Here is a 17,319-nt window from a genome sequence, read left to right as displayed (position 1 = left end):
GTATCTACTCCTTATAGGTACAGTTCATCTTGATGAACCTTAATAGTAATTATTACGATTAACAACAAAAACTATAATCCTGTTAGTCGCTGTTGTCAAATTATTTTTCACAACATCACCTTAATCTTGAATGAAAAAAAGGGCTTATGCCCTGTTATCCTGCGGTTTCTACCCTGATGATAGATCGAGGAAATTTCAGTTCATAAGCCTTCACTACAAAATATAAACAATCATATAATCACTCTGCTGTTCAGTTCGACACCACAGACCTGTCGCTATTGCCCGCTTCCATTCGCTGACGGAATAGTACGATCAGAACCAAGGCCACCACGGAGAGCAGTGTACAGATCATAAACATCACCGAATACGAGCTCACTTGCACAAGAATACCCATGGCGAGTCCACCGAGGGAGAAGCCCAGATCGTACGAGGACATGAAGATACCCATGAGCACATATCTGGAATCCGCAGGCAGCACGAAAGAGAGATACGTCGTCAGTGTTGGATACAGCAAAGCTACGGCAAAACCGCTAAACACTGCCGAGAGATATACGAATGGTCCGATCGTCTCCAGCAGGCTGAGCAACTGCGTTCCCAGTGCTGCACTTATCAGTAATCCTGCCATCAGCCAGGTACTCCAGCTCCCGTCCGACGGTATTTTTTTGCGCAGGATGAACCGGCACAGAATAACCACTAAGCCTTGAATCGTTAGAAACAGCCCCGCACTCGCCGCCCCCGTGGACACCATATACAAGGGAAGAAACGTCGCCGTTGCTCCAAACACACATGAAGCAAAGAGCATCACGATACTGCTAATTAACAGGGGTGTACTACGCCAGATGCCGCTGAATGAACGCAGCATATCGCCCAATGTGTACGATTTGTTCTGTACTGTACTTTGGGGCAGATCCACGGAGTAGCCAACCAACAAGGGAAGTGCCGCGAGTCCCAATATCAGCACAATGAACCACAGATCATTGGCATTCTCCCAGATCTGAATGGCCAGGATCGGAATCACCAGCGTGGGAACCATCGTAAACAGCGTGTACATGGACAAGCCTTGTGCACGGTCTTTATCCTCAAGCTTCTCTACAATTCCCGCTTGCATCGTCATTGAGAAAAACGCTGTTGCCACACCCTGCAATGCCCGCAGCCACAGATACGCCTCCACACCAAACACAACAAATAGCAGCAACGTTCCCGCATGCAGAAGCAGTAACCCCTTCATGACACGAAGCGGTCCATACTTGCCCAGCAGTTGCGCTGCAAAAGGTCTTAATAGCATACACGTGAACATGTATGCCCCCATCATGAGACCAATCTCCGCCTGATTCAACCCTGCTGCCTCGCTCCGCAAAGGCAGAATAATCGTCAGCGCAGCATTGGCTGCAAAAAATAAAAAAGCCAGCATATAAAACCGAAAAAAAGATAAGGATGCCGGGTTTAATTTTCCATGGGTTGTCACAGTTTCAGAATCCTTCAATGCATCGTACCTACTTTCTCTGGAAGTCAGCTCACAGATGTACCTGTGACCGCATTGCGCCGTTCATAGGCAAAAACGATCATCACCGCTCCCAGAATAGCACAGATCATGTACATCATTGAATAGGAAAATAAGTCAGCCAGCGGCCCCATGATCACACCGCCGAGAGAAATACCCAAATCTGCTGTCGCAATAAACAAGCCGATCAATACATTGCGGTTCAACTGAGGTAATACAAATGACAGATAGGTCGTTAATGTCGGATACAGAATCGCTTGAGCAATGCCCATCAAAATTGCACCGACATAAAATAGAACCACCCCTCCTGTGGTCGACATGCTTACGCATAGCGCAGCTAAAGCGAGCAGAAACATTGTGCCCATAATAAATGTCGCATGCCATCGTCCGTCGGAAGGAATCCGTTTCCTAAGCACAATTCGTGCCAGCACCACCGTCCCCGCTTGAAGCATGAGATAGATGCCGGCATTACCACTTGGAATCTGACTCGCATACAGCGGAATAAACGTTGTGACCGCCCCAAATACAATCGATGCACTGAGCATCAGCACACTGCAGCGAAACAAGTGTGAGTTCTTCACCAACTGTCCAAAGGACTCCCACATACTGACAGACTGATCCGGTGCATTCCCTTCAGGCTGATCTTTATTCTTTTCTATTTTGGCGCTATAACCGAAGACTCCCGTACAGATAGCAATTCCGATTAACACAACCGTGAAATAATCCATGCCGCCAGCCTGCCAAATCCCTAATGCGAGCACTGGCCCCACAATGCCCGGGATGTAACTAAACAACGAATAATACGATATGCCCTGTGATCGATCTTGTTCCGGGAGTGCATCGATAATGCCAATCTGTAGAGCCATGCTAAAGAACGCCGTGGATACCCCCTGCAAAATCCGGGCTAATAGATATCCACCTAGACCCGTAAACGTATATAAAACGAGGGCTAATCCGTTAATAATCAGAATAAGACGTAAAATTTTGATTGGTCCATGCTTTTGAATAATTTTCCCCGCCCATGGTCTAAAAAACATCGTCGTAAACATGTACGCACCCATGATTAACCCAATGGTCGTGCTGCTTGCTCCAAGGAATTCTCCCTGTAGGGGGATGATCACATTAAGAATGGCATTGGCACTGAAATAGAGAAGCACCAATATGTACAAACGCAAAAAAGGCCACGACATTGCTCCGCTCACAACGGGATAACCCCCTAAAATGTAATAAGATGTTTCAATAATTTCTTCGCATAATCCGACTGGACATCTTTCAGTTGCTCGGTAGGAATCACTTCTTCGATCTGACCTGCCCTGAAAATAATCACCCGGTCACAGATATAGGCGGCCGCCTGAATATCGTGAGTAATGAAGACATAACTCATCTTGTAGATGTCTTTCAGTTCCTTCAGTAGCTGAAGTACCTGAATCTGAACCGACACATCCAGAGAACTGATCGCCTCATCAAATACAATGCACCTTGGAGCTGTAGAGATCGCTCTAGCAATACAGACGCGCTGTGCCTCCCCGCCGGATAGCTCATGTGGATATTTGGAACGGTAGGTGGAGTCCAATCCAACCTGAGTCAGCAACAGGTCTACCTTTCCCGCTATATCCTGCTCACTCTTCTTCAGCGCTTGCATCGGCTCCATAATGGCATCCTCCACCGTAAGAAACGGATTCATAGAGGACGTATAATTCTGGAACACTGCGCTGATATTGCCGATCCGGACGCGCCGATCACTCACACTTCTTCCTTCAAACTGGATCACGCCACGATCCGGCCTCTCAATGCCCAGAATCAATCGTCCCAAGGTAGACTTGCCACTCCCGCTCTCACCAATAATGCCTAGACATTCACCCTGCTTGCACTCAAAGGTTACGTTGCTCAGAATCTGCTGTTGTTGTTTTGAGAACAGTCCACCTTGGTTATATGATTTGCCAACCCCATCCACCTTCAGCATCTATGAGCCCTCCTGCATCAATGTCTTGAAATGATTGCTCAGCTCCAACCGGGTAGATACCAGATACTGCGTATAGGCATGTGCGGGCTCCGTTAATACAGACTGCATGCTGCCCCGCTCCACAATCATTCCATCCTTCATGACGATCACATCGTCCGCAATTTTCTTAACGACACCCAAGTCATGAGAGATAAATATCATGGAACAGCCGATGCGTTCACGCAATTGAATTAATTGTTCCACCACTTCGTATTGAGAAATTGTATCCAGTGCTGTGGTTGGCTCGTCCGCAATAATGAGAGCTGGTTCGAGCACCAGTGCTAGTGCAATCATGATCCGCTGCAGCATCCCGCCAGACAACTGATATGGATACTGATTCAGGATCTCAGGAGGGTTCTTCAGCATGACACTTTCCATCGCATTGCAGATTCGGCGCTCGATCTCACGGGCATTCCAATCAAAATGCTGCTGCAGTGTCTCTCGAATATGGACGCCAATCACACAGGAAGGATCGAATGCACTCATGCCATTTTGCAAAATCATACATAGCTGCTTGCCTCTCTTACGCCTCATCTCTTGTTCCGTCAGCGCATTCAGATCCTCACCCTGAAACAACAGCGTGCCCGATTGACGAATCCACGGCTTATTCAGCCGTATTAGCGCCCTACATGTGACCGATTTACCGCTTCCACTCTCACCAACAATCGCTAAGCAGCTTCCCTGCTTAACTTCGAATGAACTGTCATGAATAATGACTTTGCCTGTATTGGTGTCCCATACTTTCAGGTGTTTAGCCTCTACTATATTCATAAGCTGTCTTTCTCACCTCGCTTTCGTGAGGTTGGACGGACTTGCCCTGGGAAGTCATCAGTTTAGGATCTAGAGCAACCTGAAGGGCATCCGATAAAAAATTAAATGCCGACACAACGATCACAATCGCCAGCCCAGGTGCCAACATTAATTCGGGTCTAGAGAACATAACTTCTCTAGCTTCATTAAGCATCATCCCCCACTCTGCATGAGGCGCCTGAATACCTAGCCCTAGGAAGGATAATCCCGAGACTTGCAACATCATTGAGCACATCGCGCCACTAGCGATGACCGCAATATCCGCAAAGGTAACCGGCACAATATGCCTGGTAATGATTCTCAGGTTAGGTATGCCAGAAGCTTTGGCGAATTTCACATAATCCATGTCAGTGAACTGCATGACAGAGGTTCGAATGACGCGGGCAAACCAGGCCCATTTCATCCATACAAAGGCAATTAATATATTTTCCAGACCGGCTCCCAAAATACCCACCACAGCCAGTGTCATCACGTAACCGGGGAAAGACAGCATAATGTCACAGATTCGCATAATCCATGCATCCACTCTACCCTTGAAATAACCCGCTACAAAGCCAATAATTGCTCCGATCAACACGGACAACGCCAAGGCAACGAGCACCCATAACACACTGGGACGAATGCCGTAAATGAGTCTTGATAATACACATCTGCCGAGGTGATCATTGCCTAACAGATAAGTCCAGGAGGAAGAAGCATAACGAAGCTTCATGTTGACGGCTCCAGGATCATGCGGTGCAATGAAAGGGGCAAAGATGCCCACAATAATCGTAGCCAAGATGATGGACAACGAGATCATTGCAAGCTTATCTCTGCTCAGATTTTTCAGTATTCGCATCAGAATTCCTTTCTTAACCTTGGATTCATCGCAGCATTGATAATGTCGGAAAGTGTGTTGAACAGGACAAAGGTGACTGCCAAAATAAGTACATAAGCCTGAATAATCGGGAAATCTCTACTTAAAATGGACTTCACACTAAGCCTGCCGAGCCCTGGCCAAGCAAATACATTTTCAATGACAACGGTGCTGCCCAGCACAATAGGAATGGCCATACAGAAGATCGATACCGCCACTTGCAGTGAATTACGCAAAATATGAAGCATGACCTTCCTTTCACTCAGACCGCTTGCCCGCGCGTACAACACATAATCCTCATTCATATTGCTTAACATCGAACTGCGAACAGTCCTAAAATAAATGCCCGTATAACTGACCGTGATCACAATAACCGGCAGAATATAGCTGCGATACGAGTCCATGCCACTGGTCGGCAATAAATCCAGCTTGACGGAGAAGTACCAGATCATGATGGCTGCAAGCCAGTAGGACGGCATCGCCGTGAGGAAAAATGAAATGCCTCTGACCGATTGATCCAGCAGTTTTCCTTCCCGCATCGCACAGACCACACCTAGCAGTATCGATAACGCGATAATAAATACCGAGGAAACCAGCGTTAATTTCAACGTATTCAGAAACGCCGGGCCAATTAGCGTCCAGACAGACTCACCGGATACATACGAGTGACCAAAATCAAACTGTATGACGTCCATCGCCCAGTTCATATATTGGATCAGGAACGGCTGATCAAAACCCAGTTCTTTATTCGTTTGGGCGATGAGCTCAGCCGTAATCTGCGGAACTTCCTGTGCTTGTAATACCACGACTGCTGGTTCCAAGGGCGATAGGTTAATTAGCACAAACGTTATAAATGAAATGACCATCAGTAAAGGGATAGCTAACAGAATTCGTTTGACGATATACCTTCCCATATCCATCTCCGCTCTATTTAAAATTCATCTGTTCAAAAGGCAATTCATATTGCGTCTGTTTGAATCCAATGCCCTCCAGGTTCTGGGGAGCAACCACCGTCACACGTCCGTTCGTAATGGGGATGAATACCGCCTCATCATGCACGATTTTCATAATATCGGCGTATAAGGACTTCCGTGATGTCTCATCCGTAGATACCATAACCTCGTCAATCTTCCGATACAGTTCATCTGCTTGAGCTATACCACTCGTTGTGTGCTTGTACGCCGAATCTGATGTAAACGCAGCAATGGTGCTTTGAGGATCATAAGCAAGTCCCCAAGTCTGATTGAACAACAGATCATATTCTCCGGTCGCTCTTCGATTAGCGATAGAAGTCGACTCCTCACCTACAAGCTCTAGCCCAATCCCCAATTCTTTTGCTGCATGTTGGATTAATTCAGCTTGAATTTTCTGTGAGGAGGAGTTGCTGTCATAGTAAAGTTTCATCGTCAAAGGCTGACCGTTCTTCGTTCTTACAGCTCCTCCTTCTGCTGCTGTCCAGCCTGCTTGATCCAATAGTGCTTTTGCCGTTTCTGGATTATACTCTCGCAGCTTCAGATCAACATTCGCATAGTTAACGTTGGATGAGAATAGTGTGTTCGCTACCGTCTGGGTTCCATTGAAAATATCGTTACTGATCGTCTCCCGGTCAATCGCATACCAGAGTGCTTCGCGAACAGCCGTTTCTTGCACTGGGCTGCCTTGTCTGCTGCTGTTAGCAACGATTATACTTGTATTCATCGCCTCACTTCGAACGACCTGATAATCACCGGATTCAGCTAATCGTTCCATCGCTTCAACATCGATGCTGTCCGCACCCCGATCATCTGTGAACACAACGTTGATTTCTCCCTTTTGCAGTGCCAAAAATGTGGTCTCTCCTGCCGGAAGAACTTTAGAGGTGATTTTCTTAATTAGGGGTGCTCCTGCCCAATATTCTTCATTGGCTTCAAAGGTAGCGTTCTCTTCAACCTTATGTGCTGTAAGCTTGTATGGTCCTGTGCCATGGTAACCACTCACGCCGTCTTTGGTTCCACCGTCAACAAAATCCTTCGGTGAGATGAACACATAAGGTCGAGTCATAGACAATTCGACCAATGCTGGATAATAGGCATCTGACAGTGTCAACGCCGCGGTGTATTCATCAATGACTTCCACACTCGTAATTTTGGTAGATAATTTAATCCAGGCATGTTTTTCAGCGTTGGCCTGCACGGCTTCAATGTTCTGTTTCACGGCCTCTGCGTTAAAGGGCTCACCATCATGAAACTTCACCCCTTGGCGCAAATGAAATGTATAGGTCTTACCATCCTCTGAAATGTCCCAAGATTCAGCCAACAATGGCTTAATTCCGTCCGGTGTGTTCTCCACCAAAGACTCGTATACCATGCCTTGGGCAGGCATCGAGCCTGTATATAGATGAGGGTTCATATCGTTAATATCTTTGGCTGACGCATAGATTAATTCGCTCTGGACTTCAAGGTTGGCAGGCTCTGTCGAAGTCTCATTGGGTTGCCCACAACCAGCAATAAGAACCAGAACGGATACCAGCATCAACATATAAATGAATGGACTACTCTTCTTCACAATATTTCCTCCTGATGTTAAAAATAAAAATGTGCGTATTCATGCCAGCCGGCATGCTTCGTAACTATACAGCGGACTCTTTGAAGCAAGACTTCACATCGTGATGTATCGCATCCCTGTGGTTTGCAATTCCTTGGCAGATCATCTCAATGTCCTCAGCAAAGGATTGAATGACAAAGGCATCGGATAAGCGCTGACCACTATGAGCTTGAGCTACTTGCTGAAGCTTCGCCTCATATGTAGCAATAAATTGATCAATGGTCGGACAGCTTACCTCCATATGTCTTGCGATACCCTGGATAATTTTGATGCGATAATAATCTTCTTTGGGCATACGGGGGATATCCACATATCCCTCATGATTCACAAACATTTTCCGAAATGGCACGGCCGAAAAGTCAAAATAGGTTCCTTCTGGACTTGGTTTAGAAAAAGGATCGATCAACAATGAGGTGTAACGTATGTACAATAAATACTCTTGATGTATGGCTTGCAGTTGATTAAAATTCTCGATATCGTAGCGGGATAAACTCTCTAAACGCACTGGATAATTATCATCGGTCATGAATTGCAACAGGTTGATCCCCTGAATATGGAGTTTGTCTGTAATTTGCATGATCTCTTGCCACTGAGCCCGCAGATCCCGAATCAAATATTGGGTAACCGGGCCTTCTGGATATATTTTGTACACATAGGTTTGGATATCCGATTCCCCAAAGATCGCCTCAAGTGAGAAGTCATTCATGAACAGAGCCGGGTGCACATATAGAGATATATTTCTCGTTTCTGCCTCTAGCGGGGATGCCATGACCTCCATGTGAATTCCTAGTTTCTCGTACAGCCAGCACAGGTTGTGTATATATTCAGAAGCAGATCGGGTGGAACCGATATAGACCTTCTTCTTAACGCCTGTCGTAATGACCTGATTGGACGGTTGCTCGTGCATCCAGCGGGTATCTCCAAGATACGTAGAGAAGCTGATCACTTCTGGAGTCGCGTTTCTCTGTTTCATATACTGGCTTACCAGACGATTGGAACCAAAAGTAGGTGACACCAAAACGATACATTTCACTTGTTTAACGAAGTGTTCCTTCATTTCTCGCAATACGTCGATGTAAGCATCTGCTGTGACAGCCAAAATCAGCGTATCCCATTCACCCTCCATGGTATCGTAGCCGTGAAACACCTGATGGACAGTGCACTCACCAGCAAGCGGTTGATGCTGTTCATTTTGGATACTTGCTTGAATGCGTTGGTCATTCTGTTCCAGTGATGCAAATATCGATGCCGATCGAACGGATTCCCTGCCCACAATTCCGATGGAGCAGTTGAGATACGTTTGGAACAGTACGGCAAGCTGAATGGATACAGGACCTGTTCCGGATATCAGAATTCGCTGAAAACCTCCCATATGAGCCTCCTTATGTTCAACATACTACCTGTAAATTAGAATCACCTTACCTCTTAGCTCCTAGCTCTAACGAAGTAAGATCAACCTCTGTTCAGATTTAATCGTTTTCGTGAAAAGTGGTTGTAACAACTATGCTTTTTGATATAGCGCAATATCGAACACATCGTCAGGGCGTAACACCGTGTCAGCGAGCTTCCATTTTCGACTGTCCGTTTCCAGCATGGGATAATTGAACAGGGATTTTAATTGGTCGCCATATCTCATCGCCACAACGACATGATCATTCGTCAGGTCATGCAATTGATCAAGCAAATCGTACTTATTCGCTACCGTAGAGCTGAAAATAATATGTGTTGCTTCTTGCGTGTAGTCCAGCTGTTCCAGCAATAGGCGTTCCAGACGAATGTTCAAGCCAGCTCCTAGGATCTCCACAACCTTCTGTCCCAGCGTAATCGCCTCTTCATCAATATCGATACCCACGACCTCGGCTCCTGTTCGCTTGGCGATGTACAAGGGAGTCATGGGATATGAACCCGAGCCTACCAGCAATACCTTGGACTGCGCTGTGACGTGGAAGCTGCCAAACTCCTTATCAATGCATTCTTCGATGTTCTTGAAATAATCCGCGATCTGTACATCACCACGCTGTAATCGCAATGCACGATACTTCTCCATAATCGCTACACAGTAGGCGGATTGCTGCCTAAGCTCCTCTACGAGAGAATGGAGACTGTCCAGTTCTTGCTCTGCAAGCTGTTCCCAGGCTGCCTTGTTCTCCGGATCAGTCACGAACCTGGAATAATGATCGATCAGCGCTTCAAGCTCTGAACTATGATGCAGCGTATGATCATACTTGCTTCCCAGCTCATTGAATTTCATCGCGTATTCACGCAAACAGGTCTGAAAATGAACCAATGTAACCATTTCTTATCCCCCTACATCTTGTCATCGTCTTACATGTGATGTGTCTGTAAAAGTGCGCTTGCTGGGTCATCGATAAATGCTCTGCCTTGTGCCACAATGCCGACAGTTCCCTCAATGGTAATACTCTCAATTTCTGCTTCATGCCACCCGACCATCACCTTAATGGCACCACCAGGCTGCTTGATGTAATGCGAAATTTCGCGTTGCTGGCTCCAAGCAAGGTAAGCTCCTAGGGAGGCCGTTCCTGAACCACATCCTCGTTCCCAGATCAGACTATCCAATGGAGGTACATAGATGAGTGGAGCTAGCTCTGTTGACGAAGATTTATATAACATAATACCGATCAGCTTATCCCCCATCGTTAATCCGAGTAACCGAGCCAAGGCTTGAGCTCTTCTCTTCATCATCTCATCAAATTCTTCAACCTCGATCACGATATGGATAAATTCTTGGTAGCGCACGATGATGATATCCAAATCCAATCCTTCATACTTAATGGTTCGTTGCTCAATCTGTTCAGGGATTGGCATAGACACCTGGCAGTCATATCCGCTGGCTTGCTTTTTCACATGACACACGATTAATTGCTCTGTTCCAGAAGCCGTAAGCACAACGTGCATCTGATCATGTTGTTCCAGCTTAGCTTCTGCTGCGATATGTGCAGCGAGTGCCATACAGGCATTGCCACAGAACTCTCCTCCCGCCATCTGTAAATGTGCAACGGCTCCCTGTTGCATGGATCTCTCAATGAATCCCACCTGTTCAGCGTACACATGTTCATACGACATCAGTTGGGATGCAATGCGTGGGTAGCTCTCGGCTGGATGATTCGTCTGAACCAGAATCGTCATGTTCTGGGTCGGATTAAATTTGATAAACTCGATCTCCTGTTTCATCGCAGCGATTACTCCTATTCTTATCCTCAGAATATAAAGGTGAGCTTATTTTCCTTCATTCGACATTAATCGTAATTATTACGATTAGTGGACGAGAAAAATATAGCATAGCCATTTCAGATCGTCAACAAATATTTCCATTTTAGAGAAAAGAGCTTTATCCGTTATGAAACAATCCATTTTCCTGTGCATTGATGTATCTGGCTAACGCTCAACTTCAATCCATAGTATTCAGAACTGTGGGAATTCTCTTGCCCAGCGATAGGTTCATGTTATAATTCAATCGTTAGTTCAGGTGCGTTGCATCAGACATGATTGGAGGATCTTCCATGGACATATTACAATACGACACCATTGATAGTACCAATATAGAAGCGAAGCGACTAACCCAAAGCGGTAAGTCTCCAGGCTTCGCCGTCATGTCCCAGAATCAGACTGCGGGTAAAGGACAATACGGACGGGCATGGCAGACACCTCCGGGAAATCTCGCACTTACTACCGTTTTGCCGCTATCCACCAATCTGGCGCTTCGACCAACGATCGCATTGATGGCAGGAATTGCGATTCAGGATGTCATTGAACCGTATCTTACAGCCCATCAGCGGCTACAGATCAAATGGCCTAATGATATCCTTATTAACGGAGCTAAACTATCCGGTACGCTCGTTGAAGCCGATCACTCCGCTATGTACATCGGAATCGGTATCAATGTGGCATATCGACCAGAACATGTGCCTTACTCCACCATATGTTTATCCGAATTCGCTGAAGTTCGTCCTGAGATACTCGCAGAGCAGCTCGTGCAGAGCCTAGTGGACTATCACCAATCTTGGATTACAGATGGATTCGAGCCACTGATTCCGCTGTATCAAGAACGAATGTTTAACTTTGGAGAAGAAATTCAATTCATGGTTGACCGTGAGAACAGCGAATGGATTGAAGGGCAATGCCTAGGGGTCGACAGTCATGGACGTTTGCTCATTGAGCAGGCGGATGGGCAGGTCACTGCGCATGCAAGTGGGGACGTCATCATTAAGAAATCAAATGCTTCAAGCTAAGGAGTTGTATTTCGAAGTAATATTTTGAAATAATCATAAGGATCACGCGGTGCGGTGGTCGAGTAACACAAAAAGGCTTTATGGGAACCCTTAGTCCATAAAGCCTTTTGGCATGACCTTTTGCAAGAAAACGTACAGTAAACAGGCAGATTCCCTACTTCGAACAGGTGAATATGCCTGCAAAGTCGTTCTTTTAACATTTATTCTTTGGTAGCTGTTCTTTAAAATTTATTCTTTATCGGCTACTCTATTGCCATCTGTTTTCTAACATTTCGTGCTATTCCTTTAGTCAAGCAATTAGCCACCCACTGGCTGTTGTGCCTGTAGGTTCTCAAGAGCCTGTTCTGCAAGAGCTGCTAGGAGATGTGCTCCAAGCGGGAGTGCTCTTTCATCGAGATCGAATGCCGGGTGGTGCCATTCATGGCGTCCGGATGTGCCGAGGAAGAGAAATAGACCCGGAACTTCTTTTTGATAAAAGGCAAAATCTTCACCTGCCGGAGACGGCAATGGTCTAACACTTTTCAACCCGACTTGGCTAGCCACCCGTTCTGCTTCAGCCGCTAACGAGGCATCATTCACAACTGCCGGTGGACCTTGTATCCAGCGTACCGATGCACGTGTTCCATAAGCCGCCGCTACACCTGAGACGACCTGATTAAAGCGTTCCCGAATCCGCGCCCGTACCTTCTCATCAAAAGTACGCACCGTTCCATCCAGAATCGCTTCATCAGGAATCACATTCCATGCAGTTCCACTATGAATTTTAGTTACACTGACTACGGCACTTTCCTGCGCACCAACATTTCGACTTACGATTGCTTGCAGTGCCGTGACGATGTGTGAAGCAACGACGATTGGATCGATGCCCGCCTCTGGCACTGCCGCGTGAGTTCCTACACCCTCCACCTTGACAACAAACCCATCTGCTGACGCCATAAGTGCGCCCTCGCGAATGCCTAATGTACCTACCTGCAGATCCGGTTTGTTATGCAAACCAAATATGGCACCAACGTCGCTGAGCGCACCACTCTGAATGACTTGTCTTGCACCTGTTGCCTTCTCTTCAGAGGGCTGGAATACAAGTCTCACCTTACCCCGAAGCTGGGCTTCACGCTGCTTGAGCAGCCGTGCAGCACCGATAAGAATAGCCGTATGCGCATCGTGACCGCAGGCATGAGCTTTGCCATCAACTTGGGATGCATATTCAAGTTTCGTCTCTTCTTGTAAAGGCAGAGCATCAATGTCCGCACGCAGAGCAACGATTGGGCCATCTCCCTCACCGATCTCTGCGATCAATCCAGTACGCAATTTATAATCCGTCGCAACGGTTATCCCCTCTTCTTCCAACCAGCCTCGAATGGCTGCGGTCGTTTCGAATTCCTCTCCGGATAACTCCGGATTACGGTGAAGCTGACGCCGGATTTCGATCAAGCGAGCAGCCAATGTTTCGTCCTGTTCTGTAGGAGCTACTGGCTTGTGATCGAGATGAGGCTCTGGCTCCACTTGCTGTAATTCATGCCCTATACGCTGTTCAGACAGTTTCAGATCACTCATGTCATCGCTCCCTCTCTCCATGATCGTGTACGGATTTGTAATAGATTAGGACATGTCTAAAAACTCGCCCTAGCTATAAGCTATATCACTGACTCCGCAACATTTGCGGTTTCGACATCTTCCAATAGTCCTTGCTCCTCCAGAGCTTCCCGCAACAATTCAAACGAACGGATTCGTTTCGAAAAATCACGTGTAGCCGTCGTTACGATCAGCTCATCCACAGCAAATTTTTGCTGGAAATCACGTAGCGCTTTACCCACAAATTCCTTTGTACCTCGGGTCACGCTTGGTTCCAACACTTCGGTTCGATAGGATTCGTTCGTTTGTTTAGCAAATTCAGCTACCTGTTCCTCTGAAAGTACCGTCAGCGTCTTACCACTTTCCAGAAAAATCTTGATCGGTCTATGCTCACCAATCAGCTCCTCGGCTTCTTGCTCACTCTCTGCCACAATTAACGATAGAGCAAGCGCCGTATATGGCTCACGCCCCGTAGAACGGTCGAATTGTTCACGATAGATTCGGAAGGCTTCTTGAGCCACCTCTTGATTACTATTAATAAACAGGGAGAACACATAGGGTAATCCAAGCTCTGCTGCCATACCAGCACTGTCAGGACTTGCCCCGAGTACATACAACTCGGCTGGAATTTCGGATACAGGTGAAGCTTTCAATCCAGCTAAAGGATGGGACGGATCTTGTTCAGGCTCGTTATGAATAAACTTTCTTACTTGAGCGATCTTCTCTTTAAGCGAGGCTGCATCTTGGATGCCCTGTTGTAGCGCTTGGGTTGAGCGGGGCAGCCCTCCTGGTGCACGACCAATACCTAGATCAATTCTTCCCTCTCCGAGTGCCGTTAAAATATTGAAATTCTCGGCCACTTTGTAAGGGCTGTAATGCTGAAGCATCACACCTCCGGAGCCCAAGCGAATCCGCTTGGTATGAGCAATCAGATGGGCAATGAGCACTTCCGGTGAAGAGCCTGCCACATGCTCTGAATCATGGTGCTCTGATACCCAGAAACGATGAAATCCAAGCGCCTCCGCCCGCTGAGCAAGCTCAATCGTATGCCGAAATGCATCCGCCGGCTTTTCCCCTTCATAGATTGGAGTCTGATCCAATATCCCAATACGAATGCCCATGTGAAGTTCCCCCTAAATTAATCATTCGAGTTCAAACGTACGATCCGCAGTACGAATATCCAAAATGCTATAGCTGCCGCAACAGTTCCCCAAAAGGTTCTGCAAACGGAGAATGTTCTTCTTTTAACGTAACTACACTAATTTGTAAGGAAACCCCAGCAACCTCGTGTACCTGAATAGGGAATAGTTGTTGCTCTTCCACTTCCTTCTTCACCGTAAGCGCAGGCAAAAAGGCAATGCCTGCGCCTTGCATAACAAGTTTCTTCGCCGTTTCCGAATGATCTACATGATATGTAATATCCGGCGGGTGTTCCAGTGAGTCAAAAGCTCTGTGAATACGTAGCCAGTCCAATGATCCGCATTCGAAGAAGACCAACCTCTCCTCTCGAATTGCCTCCATACTGACATGCCCACGTTCAATAAACGGATGCCCTTTGTAGACATACAACTGGATCGGATCTTCATAAAAAGCAACTGTCCGAATCGCCGGATGCATGACCTTACGTACAAAAGCAAGATCAATTTCTTGATTCAATAACTTGGCGACCAACTGGTCGGTCGGAGCCGTCGTTAGTTTAATGCTGACTTCCGGGTAGGCTTCCTTAATCTTGGGTAGGAAATCGGGTATGACATAATTCGAGACAGAAACGGTGCTTCCCAGACGCAGCGCATCAGGTGTAGTACGGCGTTGCTGGATTTTCTGTCTGCCCTTCTGGATCACTTGCAGCACCTGCTGTGCATAAGGGAGAAATTTACGCCCCTCCTCCGTTAGCACAATCTGCTTGCCCAATCGGTCAAACAACTTGCATTCGAGTTCACGTTCGAGTGACTGGATACGTGCGGTCACGGAAGGCTGGGACAAAAAGAGTACTTCGGCAGCCTTATTGAAGCTTCCATAGTGATTGATGTATACAAATGCTTCAATATTTTCAATATTCATAAGTGCCTCCGTATCCACGTCACTGACGCTTTGCTCCAATCAGTTGACTTCAAAATTTATTTTATTTTACCGATCTAATTACTTGGTTTTAGGCTATCGTAATACCATCCTTTTCCAGTGTCAATCTTAATTCTTCGAGTGACCGATCCAAACGCGTTGTAATCTCAGCCGATAATACATACTTATCTCCATCCAACCGTTCGATACCTTGATCGACTGCATACACTCCACCAAGAATATGCCTACCTCCAAGAGCTGTCAGTACAGGCTTCAACGCATAATCAATCGCAAGCAGATGTGCAATAGACCCACCAATCACTAATGGAAGCGACACTTTGCCTCGTAGTCCTTCTTGGGGAATGAGATCCAAGAACAACTTCAATACGCCTGAGTATGCAGCCTTGTAGACCGGAGTAGCCACAATCACTGCGTCTGCCGCTTCAACTACCGCTAGAGCATCCCGAATGAACGTGCTATCGAATCGCGCCTGCACCAAGTCTTCCGCAGGTAGGTCTGCCACATGAATAACTTCAACCGTAATGCCTGCCTCGCTTAGCTGGCTTACACTGTAATCAATTAGCCCCGTCAGACGTGAGCGTTTGGACGGAGAACCTGCAATAATAACGACATGTGACATGATGAATTCCTCCTTATGGATGTTGTTCAAAAAGTCCAAACCGACCTTTTTGAACACGCACTTATACATAATGCATGTTCAATTTCCTGCAGTCTTTGGTATCAAAAAGATAGACTAACGTTAGTGTCTATGCCGCCCCGTTCACTTTCGGATCAAGTCGATCACGGATATCGTCTCCAATCAGATTAACCGCCAGTACAAACAACGTAATAGCCAGCCCTGGGAAAGTACAGATCCACCAAGCCACCGTCAAATAACCTCGCCCTTGGGAGAGTAACGCTCCCCAATCAGGGATTTCCTTCAATACCCCGAGGCCTAGAAAGCTAAGCCCAGATCCGGTCAAAATGGACGTTCCCACCCCAAGCGTTGCCATAACCAACAACGGTGATAAGGAATGCGGAAGCACATGACGCCAGAAAATACGTGTATTAGAACCACCAAGGGAGCGTGTTGCGGTGATAAAAGGAAGTCCTTTGACCGACATGACCTGCCCACGCATAACCCGTGCATACCCCGGAATAGAGGCTACCGCAACCGCCAAAGCAATGTTAAGCAGTCCTGGCCCCAGAGCAGCTGCCACAGACAAAGCAAGCAGCACACCAGGTACAGCCATTAATATATCCACTGCACGCATGATGATTGAATCTACAATACCGCCGATATAACCGGATATAATTCCGAGCGCGCTACCTGCAAGACCGCCTACGAGAACAGAAGCGAAACCAATCAGCAACGAATCTCGGCTACCATACACAACCACACTAAAAATATCTCTGCCGAAATAATCCGTTCCGAACAAGTGAGCTATAGAGGGAGCCTGAAGGATGGCATCGGTCAACATCTCCGTTGGTGAATAAGGTGCAATCCAGCCCGGTACAATGGCACAAGCAATCGTAAATACCACAATCAGTAATGCAGCATAGAAGAATGATCGCGAGATAGCTAGCGAGAAGCGTGCCTGCCATGAATGGCGATTCCATATGCGAATACGTCCCCGACGCCCCAACCATGCTTTTTTGTCACCAACCAATGGTTTCATGCTCATGA

16 protein-coding genes are annotated in these 17,319 nt (G+C 46.8%); 1 reads left to right on the top strand and 15 read right to left on the bottom strand.

Annotated features, from left to right (window positions below; translation table 11 throughout):
• Positions 1-250 precede the first annotated feature (250 nt).
• From cntE (ASD24_RS27025) to ASD24_RS26980, 10 genes are all read right to left on the bottom strand, one after another.
• Positions 251-1,465 (bottom strand): staphylopine family metallophore export MFS transporter CntE, encoded by a 1,215-nt coding sequence (gene cntE, locus ASD24_RS27025; protein ID WP_327205263.1) that lies wholly within the window; start codon positions 1,463-1,465, stop codon positions 251-253.
• Positions 1,466-1,509: 44 nt separating this feature from the next.
• Positions 1,510-2,703, bottom strand: a complete 1,194-nt coding sequence (gene cntE, locus ASD24_RS27020) for a staphylopine family metallophore export MFS transporter CntE (RefSeq protein WP_056702587.1) — start codon at positions 2,701-2,703, stop codon at positions 1,510-1,512.
• Positions 2,704-2,717: 14 nt separating this feature from the next.
• The gene (locus ASD24_RS27015; RefSeq protein ID WP_056702584.1) at positions 2,718-3,464 is read right to left on the bottom strand and encodes an ABC transporter ATP-binding protein; all 747 of its coding nucleotides are present in this window, start codon (positions 3,462-3,464) and stop codon (positions 2,718-2,720) included.
• On the bottom strand, positions 3,465-4,274 hold the full coding sequence (gene cntD / locus ASD24_RS27010) for a staphylopine uptake ABC transporter ATP-binding protein CntD (RefSeq protein WP_056702577.1): 810 nt from the start codon (positions 4,272-4,274) through the stop codon (positions 3,465-3,467).
• Positions 4,255-5,151 (bottom strand): staphylopine uptake ABC transporter permease subunit CntC, encoded by an 897-nt coding sequence (gene cntC, locus ASD24_RS27005; protein WP_056702574.1) that lies wholly within the window; start codon positions 5,149-5,151, stop codon positions 4,255-4,257. The genes cntD and cntC overlap by 20 nt, the downstream gene beginning before the upstream one ends.
• Entirely contained in the window at positions 5,151-6,083 is a 933-nt protein-coding gene (gene opp1B / locus ASD24_RS27000; protein ID WP_056702572.1) for a nickel/cobalt ABC transporter permease, read from the bottom strand. The genes cntC and opp1B overlap by 1 nt, the downstream gene beginning before the upstream one ends.
• A 13-nt stretch (positions 6,084-6,096) precedes the next feature.
• Positions 6,097-7,686, bottom strand: a complete 1,590-nt coding sequence (gene cntA / locus ASD24_RS26995; RefSeq protein WP_056702890.1) for a staphylopine-dependent metal ABC transporter substrate-binding lipoprotein — start codon at positions 7,684-7,686, stop codon at positions 6,097-6,099.
• A 91-nt stretch (positions 7,687-7,777) separates the two neighbouring features.
• Positions 7,778-9,124, bottom strand: coding sequence for an opine metallophore biosynthesis dehydrogenase (locus ASD24_RS26990; protein ID WP_056702569.1), 1,347 nt, complete (start codon positions 9,122-9,124; stop codon positions 7,778-7,780).
• 129 nt (positions 9,125-9,253) lie between these two features.
• Positions 9,254-10,048 carry a methyltransferase domain-containing protein gene (locus ASD24_RS26985; protein WP_056702566.1) on the bottom strand — a complete coding sequence of 265 codons (795 nt, stop codon included), beginning with the start codon at positions 10,046-10,048 and terminating at the stop codon, positions 9,254-9,256.
• Between the two features lie 29 nt (positions 10,049-10,077).
• Entirely contained in the window at positions 10,078-10,944 is an 867-nt protein-coding gene (locus tag ASD24_RS26980; RefSeq protein WP_056702564.1) for a hypothetical protein, read from the bottom strand.
• A gap of 329 nt (positions 10,945-11,273) precedes the next feature.
• On the opposite strand from ASD24_RS26980, the gene ASD24_RS26975 reads away from it, so the two are divergent.
• A complete protein-coding gene (locus tag ASD24_RS26975) occupies positions 11,274-12,002 on the top strand; it encodes a biotin--[acetyl-CoA-carboxylase] ligase (protein ID WP_056702561.1) in 729 nt (242 codons plus the stop codon).
• Between the two features lie 297 nt (positions 12,003-12,299).
• Here ASD24_RS26975 and ASD24_RS26970 read toward each other — a convergent pair whose 3' ends face one another.
• The 5 genes from ASD24_RS26970 to ASD24_RS26950 all read right to left on the bottom strand — a co-directional run bounded on the left by ASD24_RS26970 (position 12,300) and on the right by ASD24_RS26950 (position 17,317).
• Positions 12,300-13,556, bottom strand: coding sequence for an amidohydrolase (locus ASD24_RS26970; protein WP_082560587.1), 1,257 nt, complete (start codon positions 13,554-13,556; stop codon positions 12,300-12,302).
• Positions 13,557-13,636: 80 nt separating this feature from the next.
• A complete protein-coding gene (locus ASD24_RS26965; protein ID WP_056702558.1) occupies positions 13,637-14,695 on the bottom strand; it encodes an LLM class flavin-dependent oxidoreductase in 1,059 nt (352 codons plus the stop codon).
• A 67-nt stretch (positions 14,696-14,762) separates the two neighbouring features.
• Complete coding sequence (locus tag ASD24_RS26960) at positions 14,763-15,635, bottom strand: LysR family transcriptional regulator (RefSeq protein WP_056702555.1); 873 nt, start codon at positions 15,633-15,635, stop codon at positions 14,763-14,765.
• Positions 15,636-15,723: 88 nt separating this feature from the next.
• On the bottom strand, positions 15,724-16,272 hold the full coding sequence (gene ssuE / locus ASD24_RS26955) for an NADPH-dependent FMN reductase (protein ID WP_056702553.1): 549 nt from the start codon (positions 16,270-16,272) through the stop codon (positions 15,724-15,726).
• A 127-nt stretch (positions 16,273-16,399) separates the two neighbouring features.
• Positions 16,400-17,317: an ABC transporter permease gene (locus ASD24_RS26950; RefSeq protein WP_156395566.1), complete on the bottom strand. Its 918-nt coding sequence runs from the start codon at positions 17,315-17,317 to the stop codon at positions 16,400-16,402.
• Positions 17,318-17,319 lie beyond the last annotated feature (2 nt).

Origin of the sequence: Paenibacillus sp. Root52, assembly GCF_001426865.1 — a bacterium.
Lineage (GTDB): Bacteria > Bacillota > Bacilli > Paenibacillales > Paenibacillaceae > Paenibacillus.
Note: the sequence above shows the minus strand (reverse complement) of the source record. Positions and strands in the feature narration are given on the sequence as shown.